The following is a 17949-nucleotide window of genomic DNA, read 5'->3' as shown; positions in this document are numbered from 1 at the left end:
GAGTCTTATGCGACTGAAGGATAAGGTGGCCCTGATCACCGGGGTAGGCAGTGGGATTGGCCGCGAATCGGCCCTGTTGTTCGCCCAGGAAGGGGCCAAGGTAGTGGGGGTAGACCTCAATCCGGAAGCCGGGGAAAAGACCCGACAAGAGATCCTCCAGGCCGGAGGGCAGGCCCTCTTCGTCCAGGCCGATGTCTCTCGGGCGGCCGAGGCCGAGCGCATGGTAAAGGCCGCCGAAGAGGGCTTTGGCCGCCTGGACATCCTGTTCAACAATGCCGGCATCTCCCACGCCCAGGACGACGACGCCATCCACACCACCGAGGAGGTGTGGGACCTGACCTTTCAGGTCAACGTCAAGGGGGTGTTCCTGGGGTGCAAATACGGCATCCCGGCCCTGCGGCGGGCCGGGGGAGGCTCGGTGATCAACACCGCTTCGTTCGTGGCCCTGCTGGGAGCCGCCACCCCACAGCTGGCCTATACCGCCAGCAAAGGGGCGGTGCTGGCCATGAGCCGGGAGCTGGCGGTGATTCACGCTCGAGAGGGCATCCGGGTCAATGCCCTTTGCCCCGGCCCGCTAGAGACCGAGCTGCTGATGAAATACCTCAACACCCCGGAAAAACGCCAGCGCCGCCTGGTGCATATCCCCATGGGCCGGTTCGGCCAGGCCAAGGAAATCGCCCGGGCAGCCCTCTATCTGGCCTCGGACGAGTCCTCCTTCGTCACCGGGAGCACCTTCTTGGTGGATGGGGGCATCACCGCAGCCTACGTAACCCCGGAGTGAGGCCATGGCGGAAACCCAAGTCACCCTTACCCCCGTAGATGGCAGCGTGTACGTGGAACGACCCATAGCCACCCCAGCCGAGGTCGAGCGTTGTCTCGAGGCCGCCGTACAGGCCCAGCGGCACTGGCGAACGGTCTCCTTGAGCGAGCGGGCCGAGATCTGCACCCGGATGGTGGAGGCCCTGACCCGGCGGGTGGACCAGCTGGCCCTCGAGCTCACCTGGCAAATGGGCCGCCCCATCCGCTACACCCCCAAGGAGATTGTGGGGGGCTTCGCTGAGCGGGCCCGCTACATGATCGCCGCCGCCTATACCGCCCTGGCCGACGTGCCCACCGATCCCAAAGAGGGCTTCGTGCGGTTCATCCGGCGGGAGCCCCTGGGGGTGGTGCTGGTGCTGGCCCCCTGGAACTACCCCTACCTGACCTCGGTCAACTCGGTGATCCCCGCCATCATGGCCGGCAACAGCGTGGTGCTCAAACACTCGGCCCAGACCCCTCTGGTGGCCGAGCGCTACGCCGAGGCCTTCGCGGAAGCCGGCCTGCCCGAAGGGGTGTTCCAGTACCTCTACCTGAGCCACCCGCAGGTGGCCCAGGTCATCGCCGATCCGCGCATTGCCTTCGTGGCCTTTACCGGCTCGGTCGAGGGGGGACGGGCCGTGCAGCAGGCCGCCAGCCACCGCTTCATCGGGCTCGGCCTCGAGCTCGGCGGCAAGGACCCCGCCTATGTGCGGGCGGACGCCGATCTGAACTTCACCCTGGAAAACCTGGTGGACGGCGCGATGTTCAACTCCGGGCAGAGCTGTTGTGGGGTGAAGCGCATCTACGTCCATCAGCGCCATTTCAAGGAGTTCGTGGAGGGGTTTGTGGCCCTCACCCTGCAGTATCGGCTAGGCAACCCCCTGGACCCCCAGACCACCTTGGGTCCGGTGGTGCGGAGCAGCGCAGCCGAGGCGATCCGGGCCCAGGTGGCCGAGGCGGTGAGCCAGGGGGCCCAGGCCCTCATTGACCCCCGGCACTTCCCCGCGGATGCGCCGGGTACGGCTTACCTCGCCCCGCAGGTACTCACCGGGGTAGACCACCGGATGCGGGTCATGCGCGAGGAGACCTTCGGCCCGGTGGTGGGAATCATGCCGGTGGCCGGGGACGCGGAGGCCCTCGAGCTGATGAACGACTCCGCATACGGCCTCACCGCTTCGATCTGGAGCCAAGACCTCGAGGCGGCCCTGCGCTTAGGGGAGCAGCTCGAGACCGGGACCTGCTTCCAAAACCGCTGCGACTACCTGGACCCCGCCCTGGCCTGGACCGGGGTGAAGGATTCCGGCAAAGGATGCACCCTCTCGGTGGTGGGGTATGAGCAGCTAACCCGCCCCAAGTCTTTCCATATGCGTGCGGTCAAACCCTGACCCCCGGCCATGCCGGTACTCTAGTGAAGGGCCGATAGGCCCCCGGCCGTGCCGGTACTCAAGTAGGAGGTCTGCGGTGCGTTTGCTGGCGTTTCTGGCGATGATGATGACCATGGCCCTGGCCGGACCCAACCCCCTCGAGGCCCTGCTGCAGCAGGGCCCGATCCCCGCTCCAGGGAAGCCGGCGTTCCCGGCCCACGTGGGGGTGCTGGTGATGGAGGCCCAGAGCGGTCAGGTGCTGTTCCAATCACGGGCCGACGAGGCCTATGTCCCCGCCTCCAACCTGAAGCTCTTCTCCACCAGTGCAGCCCTGTATACGCTGGGGCCCAGCTTCCGCTTCGAGACCTCGGCCCTGGCCTCCGGGCTGGCCGACGGAAGGGTGGCCCGGCTGACCCTCAAGGGCACAGGGGATCCCACCCTGACCCTGGGCGGGGCGGCCAACTCGCTCGAGGCCCTGGCCCGGGCGCTGGCGGCCAAGGGGCTGCGGGAGGTGGCCGAGCTCCGGGTGGATGACTTCGCGTTCGACTGGCCCCGCTGGGGCAACGGCTGGATGTGGGACGACAGCGAGTACCCCATGGGGGCGCTCTTCTTGGACGGTGAGGGGGCTCCCTACGGCGAGATGGTCAAGGAGAAAGAGGCCCTGGCCAAGGGAGAAGAGCCTAACCCGACCCTGATCACCGACCCCAAGGTCTACCCGCTCCAGGTGGGGGCGTTGTTCAAGGCCCAGCTCGAGCGGGCCGGGATCAAGGTAGCCAGCCTGATCCGGGCCAGAGCCGAACCCACCGATAAACCCCTGGCCAGCGTCTCCTCCCGGCCGCTCGCGGAAATCGTGACGGAGGCCAACAAGTGGAGCGTCAACATCTACGCCGAACAGCTCTACGCCCGGCTGGGGTTGGGGAGCGACGGCACCCCCAGCACCCCCCAGCGCTCCGCCGCGGCCCTCGCGGAGTTCCTCAAGAAAGCCGGGCTCGAGCCCGAAGGCTGGCGCATTCGCGACGGCTCCGGGCTCTCGCGCTACAACCTGGTCACCCCGCGGCAGGTCGCCACCCTGCTGCGCTATGTCTACCTCAACCCCCTGGGGACCCCCTCGAGCCCGGCGGAGGCCTATGCTGAGCGGACCAACCCCCTGATCCGCAGCCTGCCCCTGGCTGGCACCGGGGAGGCCACCCCGGAGGCCCAGAATGCCGGCGGAACCCTGCGCAACCGCCTGGTGGGCTCGGGTCTGGAGGTCTGGGCCAAGACCGGCAGCATGACCGGGATTGCCTCGCTCTCGGGCTACCTGCGGGCCCGCTCCGGCAGGGTGCTCATCTTCTCGCTGCTGATGGACAACTACCCCGGCCCCCTGGGGGATCTACGCAACCTACAGGACGCCCTGATCAAGGCCATGGCCGAGGCCTATTGAGCCGTGGTCCGGTCCCACCGGCCGATCAGATCCTCGAGAGGGCCTTGTCGCTGACAAAGGGGTGCAGCCCGAACTGGCGGGCCCGGCGGCGGGCGAAGGCCTCCAGGGCCGGGGTGTCGGCGTAGTCCAGGGCAAAGAGCTCGAGGTCGGTCTGAATGAGCTCCTGGGCCAAGCGGGCGTGATCCTCGAGGATCGGCGGGGGCCAGGCCTCGTAGCGGCCCTCCCGGGTCCAGGCCACGGAAAACGACTCAAAGAGGTGGCCGTCCACGAACTCCACCAGCCGGGGCATCAAGGTGAAGCCCCGGTTGGCCATCAGGTAGGCCGGAGCGGTGGCCTCGCGCAGCAGGGCCACCAGCATCAGCACGTGAGGGGCCTCCTCGGGAAACACCTCGGCAATGTCCAAAGTATCCAGGAACAACCCCTGAAAGCCCTTGCTCAGAGCGCTCTGGGCTTGGTTGAGCACATGGTTCACCCAACCCGGATGGCTGGCCCAGACATAGGCCCCGCCCCAGTCCGGGTTGCGCTCGGGGCGCTGCCAGGGGGCCGGGGGACCGGTATCCTCGCTGAGGCTTAGATAGGCGATCGGGGAACTGCCCTGGCGGTTGAGCCAGGCCAGCTCCGCCGCCGAGTAGAACTCGGGCTGCAACACCACCCGCTGATAGCGGGCCAGTTTGGGAAGCTCGCCCGCCCCATAGTAGAGCGCAATGGGCTGGGCTGAAGAGATAGCGTCCATGGGCGTTTATCCCTCAGGAGGTCGCCCGGGCAGCGGCCACCCCGCTCCAGAGGTATTCCACCGAGTTCCGCAGGCTGTAGACCGGCTTCCAGCCCAGCTCCTGGGCAATGCGGGTGATATCGGCTTGAATCCAGCTGACCCCCGCCGACCGGGCCGGAGCGGCCCTCCCCTCCCGAATCTCGCCCTGAAACCCCGCCACCGCCGCCAGGATCTGGATCAACTCGCGGTTTTGCACCGCCCGTCCACTGCCCACATTGAGGATGGCGGAGGGAGGGCGCAGGGCCAGCACCGCATCCACCACCGCCCGGGCCACATCCCGCACATCCACGTAATCGCGGTAGGCCCCCAGCGGGCCCATCTCGATATAGTCCCGGCCTGAGGCCCGGGCCTCCACCATCTGAGCCGCGGCCCGGCCCAGCATGTTCTCCACCCCCATCCCGGCCCCAATCGGGTTGAACACCCGCAGCACCACCCCATCCAGCCGCCCCTCGGCTTTGGCCAGGGCCACCAGCTGGGTGCTGGCCAAACGGGTAATGCCGTAGATGCTCACCGGCCGAGGGGGGGATTCCTCATTAGCCGCCAGCCCAGGGGTTACCGAGCCGTACTCCCCGGCTGAGCCCAGCTTGACCAGCCGGGCACCGGGGGTAGCCACCTGCATGGCTTCCAGCAGCTTGGCCACCAGCAGTATGTTCGCCTCGACCAGGTAGGGCCCGCTCCCCACCAGGCTGCCCACCGCACCCACCACCGCATCGGGCCGGGTCTCCCGCAGGATGGCCTCGAGCTCTGCGGCAGAGCCAGAGATCAGGTCGTGCTGAATCCAGGCCTCCGCCCCCACCGGACGGTTTCGGCGGCCCAGACAGATCACCGTCTCGACCCGTGGGTCCCCCCGCAGGGCCTGGTGGATGTGGCGCCCGAGAAACCCGGAAGCCCCCAGCAATAGCACCCTGGCCATGGCTCAGTCGCTGGCGACCTGGATGAGCTGGTCGGGCAGCAGGCGGGGGCGCAGTTGGTCGAACACCCGGTTGGCCTCGTCGTAGTCGTCCGGACGTCCAATATCCAGCCAGTAGCCGCCAAACTCAAAAGCCGCAGGCTGTTTGCCCTGAGCCAGCAGATCCAGCACCAACTGGTCGAAGCCGAAGGGCTGACCGGGGGTATAGGGCTCGAGGGTTTTGCGGCTGAGGGCGTAGATCCCCATGCTCACCGCGTAGGAGAGGGTCGGCTTCTCGGTGAACTGCACGATGTGCCGATCGTGGGTCTCGAGCACCCCAAAATCAATCTTGACATCACGCCGATAGGTGGCCACGGTCAGCGGATCCCCGCTGCGCATATGGCTGCGCATGAAGTCGGCGTAGTTGAGATCGGTGAGCACATCGCCGTTCATCACCAGGAAATGCTCGGGGAGGTAGTCGAGGAACCCTAGAAGCGGCCCGATGGTGCCCAGTGGGGTGGTCTCTTCCGCGTAGGTGACCTCGAGGCCCCACTTGGAGCCATCCCCCACAAAGGCCCGAATTAGGGAGCCCAGGTGACCGATGGCCAGGGTCACCGTACCGAAGCCGTGTTGGCGCAGCTGCCGCAGCACAATGTCGAGGATGGCGTATTCGTTACCAATGGGAACCAGGGGTTTGGGGAATGCAGTGGTATAGGGCCGCAGTCGAACCCCTTTCCCGCCCGCCAAAATTACCGCGTGCATAATAACCTCCTTGAGTGCTGACCTCGATTGCCAACGCTTCCCCCAAGCCCCTCAGGGCCCCGAATGAAAGGGAAGCGACCAGCCAAAACCATGCCCTCACCCCCTAGCGGTACTGCGCCACCTCACCGAGGCTGACCCGCAGCCCCCACAGCACCGCGCCAAAGAGCGCCAGGGTGCTGAGGAGATAGCTGAGGGCGGGCGGAAACAACCAAATGAGGGAGCCGTACAGCAGCAGCCCACCCCCCACGCTGAGGAGCACCCAGGCCGTACGTCCCCGCGCCAACAAGAGGAAGTTGATGAAAAAGGCCCCGGCCAAGGCCAGGTGGGCCATCAGCATGGTCACCCCTTCGGGAGTCAGCTGACCCAGCCAGGCCAAGCCCAAGCCTGCCGCAACCGAGGCCAGCCCCACCGCCAGTAGGGCGGTCCCTAAGGTCTGCAGCAATACCCTCCGCTCCCCCAGAACAAACTCCGACATTCGGCGGGTCCTGCGCAAGATCTCCACCGAACCCTCGCGGAAGCGCCGGGCCTGCCACTCCAGTACCCCCATGCACAGTATCAGCGGCAAAAGGCTCAGGCTGCGGTCGAGGCCGGAGAGCATGTAGCGGGCGGTACCCAGGAGAACCAGAGCAGCCGAAAGGGCGCCATACAGCAGGAAGGGCAGGGCCGCCCGGAAATCCCCCGGTTTGAGGGTGGGGGTGTACCGGCTCGAGCGGGGGGTTTTTGCCAGGGCATACCCCGCCGCCATCAGCACTAAAAAGAGCGCGCTGAGCGTAGCCCCAAGCGCAAGCTCGCGGCTGGCCTGGGGCAGCCCCACCAGCAGATACCAGCCGTTCACCAGCACCCCAGGCAGCAGACCCAGCAACAGCCAGAGCTCGAGGCCGTAGATCAAGAGCACCGAGGCCGCCATCTGGTAGGCCATCTGGCCGGTGGCCAGGAATACCACCTGGGGGTTCACCCCCAGGAGGTGAACCAGGGGCAGGGCCAGCGCTGCAACCACCAGTACGCCCAACAGGGATAGCCGGGCCAGCAGCCGGGCGGCTTCCTCCCGCAGCCCTCGGCCAATCTGGCGGTAGGCCAGCCAGCTCAGCGCCAGCCCCCAGGCCCAGCCCACCGCCGTGCTGAGCACCAGCCCGACCAGCAAGCCCCAGACCCCCAGGGTGAGGGAGAGGGCCGGATAGGCCAGGGCCGGCAGCACAAACAGCGGCCCATGGGACAGCTCGCGCAGGGTACGCCAGCGCCCGCTCGAGCCGTCCCGGGCCATTTTGGGCTTGAGTCGGCGAGGAACCCTGCGGTAGAGCTCCTCGGCCAGACTGAATACATCCGGGAAGCCGTACTCATCCCGGGCGATGCGATCGGTAATGCCCCCGCTTTCCAGGGCGGCGGCAACCTGCAGTGAATCCACCGCACCGGTACAGGCTGCGTCAAACTGCCGGGCCAGGCGCTGCAGCGGGCTCTGGGCGCGGCGCTCCGGCCCCGTGTAGGCCGAGGTAGAGGGGGGCGAGGTCGGGTGAAACTCGCTGCGCTGGCTCACGGGATCCGCACCCCCTCGAGCCGAGCCGGGGCCGGTTCGATCAGGAGATCCTCCTCGGGCAGGCCAGGGCCCACCAAGGCCTCTTCGTAGGCCTCACGGTACGCCTCGATCGAGCGCTCCAAGGTGAACCGCTCGAGCACCCGCTCCCGGGCCTGCGCCCCCAGTTGCCGGCGTAGCTCAGGATTGCCCAGCAGCTCCGCACAAGCCGTGGCGATGGCCTGAATGTCCCGCGGGGGCACCACGATACCGGCCTCCCCCACCCCCTCCGATACCCCCCCCACATTGGTCGAGACCGTAGCCCGACCGCAGGCCATGGCCTCGATAACGGTGTAGGGAAAGCCCTCGGAGATGCTGCTGAGCACCACCACCTGACCGGCCCGGTAGGCCTCGGCCGGGTGCTGCACCCGGCCCTCAAAGCGCACCGCCTCTCCCAGGCCCAGCTCCGCGATCAGGTTCAAACAGCTCTGGTAATAGGCCTCATTGCCCACCGGTACCGGGCCGAAGATCCGCAGGCGGGCCTTGGGAAGCTTCTCTCGCACCAGGGCAAAGCTGCGGATGAGGGTGTGGAGGTCTTTGAGGGGGTCAATCCGCCCCATGAAAACGATGGTGGGATCCTGGGGCTCCTCCTCCGTAGGCAGGAACTCCTGGGGGTCTACACCGTTGTACATGGTGCGAAGCTGGGCCGCCCGGGCTCCGTTGTGGAGCTGCCAGCGGCGGTTGTAGCGCGAGTGAGGGGCGATGATGTCCGCCACCTGATAGGCCGCGCTGTTGAGCAGGCGGAAAAAGTTCAGCAGCAGCATCTTCACCCCATAGGGCAAGGGGTCGTGCAGGTAGCTCAGGTAACGCTCGCGCAGGTAGATGCCGTGCTCGGAGAGCACAAAGGGGGTGGAGTAGGTCCACTTGGCCGCCATCCCGATCATGGTGCTCAGCCCGCTCATGGCGGAATGGACCAGATCCACCCTCAGCGGGGGATGGGACAGGGGGCGCAGCAGGTGCTCGAGGAAATCCGAGACCATCAGGGCATCGGCCAGGGTCAGGATGGGCTTAGCCTTGGCCCCAGGGGCCTCGAGGTCCTCGTCCATCTCGCTGCTGTGCCAGAGGTCCATCAGCCGCTCCACAGAGGCGTTGGAAAGCAGGGCAGCGGCCAGATCGGCCTCCTGGGCATAGCGGAACAGGGCGTGCAGGGAGTTTAGAAAGGGGTTGTAGATCCCCACCGGGCGGTGCTCCAGCACCTGATCCGGTCGAACCAAGCTGCGCAGGAAGGTCAGGTGCACCTGTTCGAACCAGGCCGGAGGAGACTCACCCCGGCGGGGGCGCGGCACCGGTTCAAAACCCCAGAGGGGCAGGTTGGTGACCTCCAGCAGGTTGGGCGGGGGCTTCCAGATGCTCCGCTCGAGGCCATTCACGCTCACCGCCACCACCTGAAACTGGTGATCCGGCATCCCCTCGATGAGCTGATGGCACCACACGCTCACCCCTCCGGTGTAGTAGGGGTAGGTTCCCTCGGTGACAAGTGCGATCTTCATGGATCAGGCCTAACTTGATGAGGTCCTGGCCGATACCAAAGGCAAGGCTTGGGCTACTCCCCGTCCGAAGGAGGCGAGTCGGGGGGGTCGGGCAGGGCCTGCAGGTTTACATCCCCGAGGTCGCCGCTGAGGGTCGCCACATAGGCCGCCGGGGTCAGGGTAACGGTCTGACCCGCAGCCAGGGACAGCCTGGAGATGGTGTTGCCGTTGTAGGTCTCGCTCGAGATCCCCGGCCCGGTTGCGGTAGCCCCGCTCAGGTATAGCGTCCCGGCCGCAGTCGAGCTGACCGTGACCCGGCCCAGGGCCCGGTCCCAGACCGCCTTGGTGGCCGGGAGGGTGCTGAAGTGGCTGGTACGATTGGCCACATAGGCTCCCAGGCTGGGCCAGGCCAGGTCCTTCAGGCTGGCCTTGAAATAGGTGGCGTACTTGCCCACCAGCGCATCCAGCCAGTCAAACAGCAGGTTCCGGCTGGGGCTCGAGCTGTACTGGCGCAGGTTGGCGATGTGGAAGGTGTGCGAGTACACCGAGCCGCTGGCCAGATGGTTCAGCGCCAGGGTGGTCTCGGCGTCAATGATCTGGGGGTAGGTCAGGTCCTGCGGCCAGTAGCGGAACTGCCCTCCTGCACAGGTTCCGTTGGGACCAAAGAAGCAGTTGTAGATGCTGGTCTCCTCATCCGGGGTGGTGGCCAGGTAAGCGATGTTGGTCGGCCAATCCGGAACCACCAGCAGGCTGGGCTTCATGGGGTGGTAGATCCCGCAGTTGAAGCAGTCGGGCTGATGGCTCCGAAACGACATGTTCCCGTGCAGATACTTGACCCCATAGAGGGCCGCCTCGTTCAGCAAATCGGGGTTCGAGGCCATGAGGCCGAAATCGGTGGGGGGGTCAAGGTCGTTGTGGCAGTCGGGGTTGTAGACCCCCAGGCCGGAGTATTCCCCGGTCTTGAGCACGGTGCGGTTGGTGAGGTTGAGCCCCAGGGAGGTGGCCACCGTGACGTTCTGCCGAATCTCGGTGCGGACCTGGGCCGCGGTGATGCTCGGGCAGGTGGGATCCCCTGGGTAATTCTGCATCTTGGGGTGGCTAAAGGTGTGGTTGATCCAGCGGAAATCGTTGCGCAAGCAGCGGCTGGTGCTGGTGAGGGGATCGGGGCTGGCCAGGGTCAGGTTGCAGCCGGTAGCCCCTGAAACCCCGTTGGCCGGGGCGGTTAGATCCGCTCCTTCGCCGTTGTAGGCCAGGTTGAGCATGAACGAGGGCAGCACCGCTTTGTACTTGGTGACCAGGGAGCGCTGGAGCTGATAGGTGCTGAAGGCGTCCGAGGCGGACATGCGGAATCCATCCGGAACGTAGGTTCCATCGGGGTTTCGCTCGTCCGCGCTGTTGAACCAGTCATCCACGTCCACGTGCAGGTAGTGCTTGCGCTCCCCCAAAAACACCCCCTTGCTGGCCCAGCGGATCAGGCTGTAGGTCAGCAGGTTGGCCTGTAGCAGGTACTGGTTGGTGGTAAAGGTCAAGGCCAGCCGCTCCCGGCCATCGCTGGAGGGGCTGAGCACCCCGAGGATGCTGCCCCCGGAGGTCAGCAGCGCGGTAGCGGTACACCCCGGGGCCAGGCTGTCCCGGTAGACGTAGGAGTAGGTGATGGGGATGAGAACGTTGGCCTTGAGCTCGCCAAACACCTTGGCCCCCGCGGCGGTCAGGCTGGCGTTCAGGGGCGTGCCGCTGACCCCCCCCTCGCTCACCGCCCGCAGGCAATAGTCCTCGGGGAAGGTGCCATAGGAGGTATACAGCGAGACCTGGCGCACCTTGTAGTTGCGCTCGTAGTCCCACAGCACATTCCACTCGGTTCCATCAAAAGCGCTCAGGAAGTTGCCCGAGTCGTCCTGGTAAAGCAGCGAGTTGTTGGTGAGCAGAACCGCGCTGTACTTCCCCGAACCGTCGCTGTCTACCAGGAGATCCGGGGTGAGCGGGGTTTCCCGGGCCAGCAACACATCGTAGGGAGCCCCTACCTGGTCCAAAATGGCCTTCCAGGTGGGCAGGCCGAAATCGTTGGCATCGTTGGCGATTACCAAGAACCTGAGCTGTACCTGATCGCCTAGGCCCAGGGGCCGCACCCCCATCTTGAGCGGAACCGGACCCTCCTTTTGCGGCAGGGGGCCAGGAATTTGCGGCTGGGGCAGGGCGGGCTGGCCAGGGATGACCTGCCCGGTGTTTTGGTTGTTGCTGGGGTTGGAGCGGGGGGTTTGCTGAAGCCCGGAACACCCTACCAACCCCAAGACCAGGATGCCCAGCAGGAATGTACGCTTGCCCTCGAGTGAACCCATCACTTCCTCCTCAATGTCAACTGCGGCTAGGTGCGATTGAGATCAAAAAATCGTGCGGTATCTGGGCGAATCGGCGGATTGTGCTGGCGGTTCCAAGGGTCAATTTAGCACCAATACACGATCCTAATGCGTTACTAATCCGTTACTTACTCGTTAAACCGTGGGGTGAGTTGGCAACGGTTTGAAGGCAAATTGCGGTTTTCACCCTGGCCATAAGCCTTGGAGGCTATAACGCCTCGAATTGTCGGTTCCCTTTCAGCCTTTCAAACAGGTGCTGCTGTCCTGGAGGGCATTATTTTGCCCTTCCGGGGAGGATAGACTTGACCCCGGGGCGCGGCTACAATTTCTGGGGTATCGGCGGACATTGCTGGGTATAGGCTTTGAGCACCATTCGGTTCGGGCTCGAGGAGGGAAACGATGAACTCAGGGGAGCATTCAGGCGAATTTCAGCGGGTCGGCGTGATCGGGATGGGCTATGTGGGGCTCACCCTGGCCGCCGCGCTGGCCCGGCGGGGCTTCAAGGTCTACGGGGTGGATACCCAGCCCCGGGTGCTGGAATCTCTGGCCGCGGGCAAGCCGCATATCTTCGAGCCGGGGATTGACGAGGTCTACCAAAACCTCACCGGGCAGACCCTCTTCGCCGGGGCTGAGCTGCCGGCTGAGGGGGTGGATGTAGCCATTATCTGTGTGTCCACCCCGGTGCAGATGGATACCCATACCCCCTATCTGGAGAACCTGCGCAAGGCCGCCCAGCACGTGGCGCAGCGCTGCAGCCCGGACACGCTGGTGGTGGTGCGGAGCACCGTACCGGTCGGGGCCAGCCGGGCCATCGTGCTGCCGGAGCTCGAGGCGGCCTGGGGTCAGGGCAATGTGCGGCTGATCATGGCCCCGGAGCGCACCATTCAGGGCCAGGCCCTGCGGGAGCTGGAAGAGCTGCCTCAGGTGGTGGGGGGGCTGGACCGGCGGAGCCTCGAGCTGGGCTTGGCCTTCTTCGGGCGGCTGGCCCGGCAACTGGTCCCGGTCTCCCAGCTCGAGACCGCCGAGCTGGTCAAGCTGGCCAACAACTGCCACACCGACCTGATCTACTCGTTTGGCAACGAGATCGCCCTGCTGGCCGAGCGCTGGCACCTCGACCCCCTCGAGGTGATCCGGGCCACCAACCTGGACTACCCCCGCCCCGACCTGGCCAAGCCCGGCTACGTGGGTGGAGGGTGTCTGTCCAAAGACCCCTATATCCTGATCAGCGCGGCCCGTTCAGTGGGGTATGAGCCCTTCCTGGTGGGCCAAGCCCGGGCCCTCAACGAGTACCTACCGGTGCATGTGGCCGAGCAGTTGGTGGCGATGATTCGCGAACTGCGCGGGAGTACCGAGGGGGCTCGGCTGGCGGTGCTGGGCTGGGCCTACAAGGGCTGGCCCCCCACCGACGATATGCGCGGCACCCCCATCGCCGAGATGATGCCGCTGTTCCGGGCGGCAGGCCTCGAGGTGCGGGGCCACGACTACCTGGTTCGCAGCGAGGTCATCCAGCAGTATGGCGGCCTCCCGATGTCGGTCGAGGAGGCCTTTGAGGGCGCGGACGCGGTGCTGCTGATCACCAACCACCCCAGCTACGCCCAGCTCGAGCTCTCCTCCTTGCTGCCCCGGCTGCGCCGCCCTGGACTCATCTATGACTCCTGGCGCATCCTGGACGGTAAGGCCGTACAGGCCGCCGGGCTGCGGTATGCCGGGCTAGGGTATGTGGCCCAGTCCGAGCCGGAACTGGTGGCTTAGGGGGCGGCCATGAGCAAAATCTTGATCCTCGGGGGGGCCGGGTTTATCGGGTTTCACCTCTCGCATCGCCTGGCTGAGGCCGGAGATGAGCTGGTGTTGGTGGACGACTTCTCCCGTGGTCGGCTCGACACCGAGCTCGAGGCCCTTCTGGCCCGGCCCAACGTTCGCTTCCATACCGCCGACCTGACCGACCCCAAGGCCTTCGAGGCGCTGGGCCAGGCCTATGACCAGGTGTACCTGCTGGCCGCGGTGGTCGGGGTTCGCAACGTGGAGAAGGATCCCTGGAAGGTGGTGCGGGTCAATACCCAGGTGGTGATGAACACCCTCGAGTGGATGCCCCCCACGGCCAAGCTCTTCTTTGCCAGCACCAGCGAAGCCTACGCCGGGGCCTTCATGGCCGGGATCGCCCAGATCCCCACCGCCGAGGATGTGCCCTTGGTCATCCAGGATGTGACCTCGCCGCGGTTCACCTACGGGGCCAGCAAGTTGCTGGGCGAGGTGGCCACCATCCACGCCGCCAAGGCTCGAGGCTTCCGCTATGTGATCGGGCGCTTTCATAACGTCTACGGCCCGCGGATGGGCGCCGATCACGTCATCCCCGAGCTAGCCCTGCGGGCCATGCGCCGGGAGAACCCCTTCAAGGTCTACGGCACCGACCAGTCCCGGGCCTTCTGCTACATCGACGACGCCACCTTGGCCATGAGCCTGCTGATGGAGCGCCCCGTGGCGGACAACCAGATCGTTCACATCGGCAACGACGCCCAGGAGACCAATATCCGCGACCTGACCGAACTGGTGCTGCGGGTAGCCGAGTTTCACCCGACCCTGGCCCCTCAGCCAGCCCCGGCCGGAGCGGTCAACCGCCGCTGCCCGGACATCACCAAGCTGCGCCGCCTGACCGGGTTCGCTCCTCAGGTTTCGCTCGAGGACGGGGTGAGGCGAACCTTTGCCTGGTATCAGCGCTGGCTGGCTGGGCCAACGGCGTAACCCGGCCCCTCAGGGCTGGCGGAGTTGGCCCAGAAGCTGCTCGAGCTGGGCCCGATTCACCGGCCCCAGGTGGCGGGCTTTGATCTGCCCATCCGAACCGATCAGCAAGGTGGTGGGCAGCCCGCTGACCTGAAAGGCCTGCTGGAGCCCTGCGTTGTCCAGAAAAACCCGCGCCGAAAGCCCGGTCTGTTGCAGGAAGCCCTGCACCGTCCCGGGGTCTTCCCCCGCGTTCAGGAGCACGATGGGGTAGCCCTTCTGCTGGTACTCGGCCAGGAGGGGCATCTCGGCTCGGCAGGGAGGGCACCAGCTGGCCCAGAGGTTCACCAGCATGGGCTTGGGCAGGTCTGCAAAGCGCACCTCGCTGGGGCGGGTCTGGCCGGGCTCGAGGTACTGCAGCACCTGGGTCTCGAGGGCAGGTTTGCTGGCCGATGGGGCCGGACGGGTAAGACCATACTGCACCCCTAGCGGCAAGAAGGCCACGGCCAGCGAGGCCACCCCCGGAACCAGCAGGCGCGTTGCTTCCCGCTTGAGCAAGAAGAGCGCTGCTATGGCCCCGGCGGGGAACCCCACCCACCAGTTCCAGCCCCCGCTGCGGAGGTCCAGGACCCCGAGCAGGGCAGCCAAGGCACTGGGCCAGGTGGACAGGTGTTCCACGGCGTAGCCCCCTCGAGCCGCCAGCACCGCAACCAGCAGTACCCACCAGGCCTTGCCCTCCACCCCCCGGCGCGCAGCCAACCCGGTAAATACCAGCAAGCCCAGAAGGAGGGCCAGATTCGGCCAGCTCAGGGCCAGGGGGCCCAGCAACAGGGCATCCGGGGTCAGTCTCATCGGCCCCACACCATCCCTAGGAGCAGCGCCAGGGCCAGCCAGGGCATCAGGGTGCACGGGGAGAAGCCGCGGAGCCGGCAAGACAGCCACCCTTGAAGCTTCTGCCGCCAAAGGGGAACCGCGCGATCGCTCGAAGGGGAGCGGTCGCGAATGAGTCGAGGTGGGGGCATCTTCATAGCCGGGGGCTATTATATCCCTACGGGGTATTTTAAGCAAAGCCCCCCAACCCAGGCCTGACCGGCCCCAGCGATACCCCCCACATACCCCAAAAAGCTGTCGATCTTAAGTTTAGTTTGTTCAGTGTTGACTGAATCTACCGAACAAAGTAGGCTCGAGCTGTGTCCGAGGGCCTGCACCAATACGTGGAGGAGTTTGCCCTGAGGTATGAATCCGCCGGGCTGCCCCGTACGGCTGGGCGCATCCTGGGCTGGCTGATGGTCTGCGATCCACCGGAGCAGAGCGCGGCGCAGCTGGCCACCGAACTGGGGGCGAGCAAAGCCTCGATCAGCACCATGACCCGCATGCTCGCCCAGTTTTCCCTGATCGAGCGGGTATCGAGGCGAGGCAGCCGACAGGACTTCTACCGCATCCGCCCCGGCGCCTGGACCGAGCTGATGAAAACCCGCTTGGCCGGCCTGAGCGCCTTCCGGGCCCTGGCCGACAAAGGCCTAAAGCTCATGGAGACCGCCCCGCCCGAGCAGAGGCTGCGCTTGCAGGAGATGCGCGATCTGTACACCTTCTTCGAGGGGGAACTGGCCGAGCTGATCCAGCGGCTCGAGGCCCTGCAGCGGAGGGCTTAAAGGAGGGCTGCATGAGGGTTATTCGCACGGAAAAACTCAGCAAGTATTACGGCCAGCGCAGGGGGGTGGTGGAGCTCGACCTCGAGGTGAAAGCGGGCGAGGTGTTCGGCTTCCTCGGCCCCAACGGGGCGGGCAAGACCACCACCATCCGCATGCTGCTGGACCTGATCCGGCCCAGCAGTGGCCAGGTTTGGGTTCTAGAGCAAGCGGTATGGGGCAATGTCGGGCTGCGCCGACGCCTCGGCTACCTACCCGGGGAGCTCAGCTTCTACGAGGGCCTCACCGGGTGGGAGCTGCTGCGCTATTTGGGTCGGCTGCGGGGCAGCCTGGACCCGGCGTATCTCCAGCAGCTGCTCGAGCGCTTCGATCTCGACCCCAGCCACAAACTGCGCACCCTCTCCAAAGGCAGCCGGCAAAAGGTCGGGCTGGTGCAGGCTTTCATGCACCGTCCCGAGCTGCTGATCCTCGACGAACCCACCGCGGGGCTGGACCCGCTGCTGCAGGTCGAGTTCCAGAAGCTGGTGCGGGAGGTTCAAGAGCAGGGGGCCAGCGTGTTTCTCTCCTCCCACATGATGGGCGAGGTGCAGGCCCTTTGCGATCGGGTGGGAATTATCCGTGAAGGGAGGCTGGTCGCAGTGAGCACCATTGGCGAGCTGACCGAGCGCTCGCTGCGGCGGGTGCGCATCCGCTTCGATGAGGCGGTCACCCCTGGGGACTGGGCCCAGGTGCCTGGCCTGAAGGACCTCCGCTTTGACGGGGACTGGCTCGAGGCCACCGTGCAGGGCAGCCTGGACCCCCTGATCAAAGCCGCGGCCCAACACCGGGTGCGCGATTTCATCTCCCAAGAACCCAGCCTCGAGGAGATCTTCCTCACCGACTACGACACCCGCAGCGCGGCCTGAGGGTCATCCAAAAGGAGTTTGTATGCACATCCTCGCACAGAACCTGCGCATGGGCCGGGGCAATCTGCTGGGCTTCGGCTTAGGCCTGGCGGCCCTCTCCCTGATCTCGGTGATGTTCCTGCCCTCGATGCAGCAGAACAGCCAGGAGTTGCAGCAACTCTTGCAGTCCATGCCCAAGGGGATGCTGGCGGCCTTCGGGGTCAGCGACCAGGTCGACATGCTCACCCCTGAGGGTTTCTTGCAGGGGCGGCTCTTCGCACTGATGGTGCCGCTGCTCCTGATCATCCAGGGGGTGGGGATTGGATCGGCAACCCTGGCGGGTGAGGAGGAGCGCGGGCAGCTCGAGCTGATCGCCGCTCACCCCGTAGGGCGCACCCGGCTTTTCCTAGAAAAGCTCGGCCTACTGGGGGCGGCGCTGCTGTTCTCGAGCCTACTGCTGTTTGTGAGCATCTGGCTCGGGTTGAAGGCGGTTGGTGTGCCTCTGCCCCTGGACCATCAGCTCGCCGCCGTGAGCGGCAGCTTTCTGCTGGGGCTGCTGTTCGGTGGGCTGGCCCTGGCCCTGGGCCTAGCCTCCCTGCTGGCCGTAACGGCCTACCTCTGGAATGCCCTCACGCCGCTGAGCCAGGACCTGGCCCAAAGCCAGAAGTTCTCCCCCTTCTACTGGGCCGTGGGCTACGAGCCCCTGCGCAACGGCTTTGATTGGGGCTATATTGCTGTCCTGCTGGGCCTTATCCTCCTGCTGCTGGTCCTGGGCCTGCTGCGTTTCCGCCGGCGAGACCTCGGGATCTGACCCTAGCGCATCTGCGCGGTCAGGGTGAAGGTCAGGCTGGCCCCGCCCTCGAGCCGTAAGGTAATGGGCACCTTCTGCCCTTCGGCCAGGGGTTGGGGGTTCTTTTCACGCAAACCGTAGAGCATCAGGTGGTAGCCACCGGGCAGAATCTTGAGGCGGCCCCTGGCCGGTACGGTCAGGGCCTCTACCCGCCGCATGGCCGAAAGATCGAGGTGGTCTTCTTGACCGGCCTGGGTGGTCTGGTGGAACTCGACCCGGGTGGCAATGGGGGTGCTGGCCCCCACAATCTTCAGGGGCTGGTCGGTGGGGTTGTAAAGCACCATATACGCCGCAGTGATGTTCCCTGGCACCCGCCGCACCCAGCCCTCCTCGAGCCTTAGCGTGGGCTGGGCCAGGGCCAGCCCAGCAAACAGAACAACGACCAGTGTGCGCATCCAGCCCATTATCTATCTCTCCGGCCAAAGCGCCATGCGGCCCCCCAGAGCCCCAGCC

General features: G+C 65.9%; 16 protein-coding genes. 8 read left to right on the top strand and 8 right to left on the bottom strand.

Features of this window, described 5'->3' with window-relative positions; translation table 11 throughout:
- Positions 1–7: 7 nt before the first annotated feature.
- The 3 genes from Mgrana_RS07400 to dacB all read left to right on the top strand — a co-directional run bounded on the left by Mgrana_RS07400 (position 8) and on the right by dacB (position 3585).
- Positions 8–781: a glucose 1-dehydrogenase gene (locus Mgrana_RS07400; protein WP_119356974.1), complete on the top strand. Its 774-nt coding sequence runs from the start codon at positions 8–10 to the stop codon at positions 779–781.
- Between the two features lie 4 nt (positions 782–785).
- Positions 786–2183: an aldehyde dehydrogenase family protein gene (locus Mgrana_RS07395; protein ID WP_119356973.1), complete on the top strand. Its 1398-nt coding sequence runs from the start codon at positions 786–788 to the stop codon at positions 2181–2183.
- A gap of 76 nt (positions 2184–2259) precedes the next feature.
- Entirely contained in the window at positions 2260–3585 is a 1326-nt protein-coding gene (gene dacB, locus Mgrana_RS07390) for a D-alanyl-D-alanine carboxypeptidase/D-alanyl-D-alanine endopeptidase (protein WP_119356972.1), read from the top strand.
- A gap of 25 nt (positions 3586–3610) precedes the next feature.
- Here dacB and Mgrana_RS07385 read toward each other — a convergent pair whose 3' ends face one another.
- From Mgrana_RS07385 to Mgrana_RS07360, 6 genes are all read right to left on the bottom strand, one after another.
- Positions 3611–4318: an endo alpha-1,4 polygalactosaminidase gene (locus Mgrana_RS07385; protein WP_119356971.1), complete on the bottom strand. Its 708-nt coding sequence runs from the start codon at positions 4316–4318 to the stop codon at positions 3611–3613.
- 13 nt (positions 4319–4331) lie between these two features.
- Entirely contained in the window at positions 4332–5270 is a 939-nt protein-coding gene (locus Mgrana_RS07380) for an NAD-dependent epimerase/dehydratase family protein (protein WP_119356970.1), read from the bottom strand.
- Between the two features lie 3 nt (positions 5271–5273).
- Positions 5274–6008, bottom strand: coding sequence for a nucleotidyltransferase family protein (locus Mgrana_RS07375; protein ID WP_119356969.1), 735 nt, complete (start codon positions 6006–6008; stop codon positions 5274–5276).
- A gap of 103 nt (positions 6009–6111) precedes the next feature.
- A complete protein-coding gene (locus Mgrana_RS07370) occupies positions 6112–7539 on the bottom strand; it encodes a hypothetical protein (protein WP_119356968.1) in 1428 nt (475 codons plus the stop codon).
- Positions 7536–9065 carry a GT4 family glycosyltransferase PelF gene (gene pelF, locus Mgrana_RS07365; RefSeq protein WP_119356967.1) on the bottom strand — a complete coding sequence of 510 codons (1530 nt, stop codon included), beginning with the start codon at positions 9063–9065 and terminating at the stop codon, positions 7536–7538. Before pelF ends, Mgrana_RS07370 begins: the two co-directional genes overlap by 4 nt.
- A 53-nt stretch (positions 9066–9118) precedes the next feature.
- Positions 9119–11380 (bottom strand): Agd3-related carbohydrate-binding protein, encoded by a 2262-nt coding sequence (locus tag Mgrana_RS07360; protein WP_186813135.1) that lies wholly within the window; start codon positions 11378–11380, stop codon positions 9119–9121.
- A gap of 417 nt (positions 11381–11797) precedes the next feature.
- On the opposite strand from Mgrana_RS07360, the gene Mgrana_RS07355 reads away from it, so the two are divergent.
- Positions 11798–13150: a nucleotide sugar dehydrogenase gene (locus Mgrana_RS07355; protein WP_119356966.1), complete on the top strand. Its 1353-nt coding sequence runs from the start codon at positions 11798–11800 to the stop codon at positions 13148–13150.
- 9 nt (positions 13151–13159) lie between these two features.
- Positions 13160–14137: an NAD-dependent epimerase/dehydratase family protein gene (locus Mgrana_RS07350; RefSeq protein WP_119356965.1), complete on the top strand. Its 978-nt coding sequence runs from the start codon at positions 13160–13162 to the stop codon at positions 14135–14137.
- A gap of 9 nt (positions 14138–14146) precedes the next feature.
- Here the strand turns inward: Mgrana_RS07350 and Mgrana_RS07345 are convergent, their stop codons facing one another.
- Positions 14147–14965: a TlpA disulfide reductase family protein gene (locus tag Mgrana_RS07345; RefSeq protein ID WP_119356964.1), complete on the bottom strand. Its 819-nt coding sequence runs from the start codon at positions 14963–14965 to the stop codon at positions 14147–14149.
- A gap of 338 nt (positions 14966–15303) precedes the next feature.
- On the opposite strand from Mgrana_RS07345, the gene Mgrana_RS07340 reads away from it, so the two are divergent.
- Genes Mgrana_RS07340 through Mgrana_RS07330 form a run of 3 tightly spaced genes read left to right on the top strand, consistent with a single transcriptional unit; the run spans position 15304 to position 17457 of the window.
- Entirely contained in the window at positions 15304–15765 is a 462-nt protein-coding gene (locus Mgrana_RS07340) for a GbsR/MarR family transcriptional regulator (RefSeq protein WP_119356963.1), read from the top strand.
- Positions 15766–15776: 11 nt separating this feature from the next.
- Positions 15777–16667 (top strand): ABC transporter ATP-binding protein, encoded by an 891-nt coding sequence (locus Mgrana_RS07335; RefSeq protein ID WP_119356962.1) that lies wholly within the window; start codon positions 15777–15779, stop codon positions 16665–16667.
- Positions 16668–16689: 22 nt separating this feature from the next.
- Positions 16690–17457, top strand: coding sequence for an ABC transporter permease subunit (locus Mgrana_RS07330; RefSeq protein ID WP_119356961.1), 768 nt, complete (start codon positions 16690–16692; stop codon positions 17455–17457).
- Between the two features lie 2 nt (positions 17458–17459).
- Here Mgrana_RS07330 and Mgrana_RS07325 read toward each other — a convergent pair whose 3' ends face one another.
- A complete protein-coding gene (locus Mgrana_RS07325; protein ID WP_170146423.1) occupies positions 17460–17891 on the bottom strand; it encodes a copper chaperone PCu(A)C in 432 nt (143 codons plus the stop codon).
- Between the last annotated feature and the right edge of the window lie 58 nt (positions 17892–17949).

It is taken from the genome of Meiothermus granaticius NBRC 107808 (genome assembly GCF_003574355.1).
GTDB lineage: Bacteria > Deinococcota > Deinococci > Deinococcales > Thermaceae > Meiothermus > Meiothermus granaticius.
Note: the sequence above shows the minus strand (reverse complement) of the source record. Positions and strands in the feature narration are given on the sequence as shown.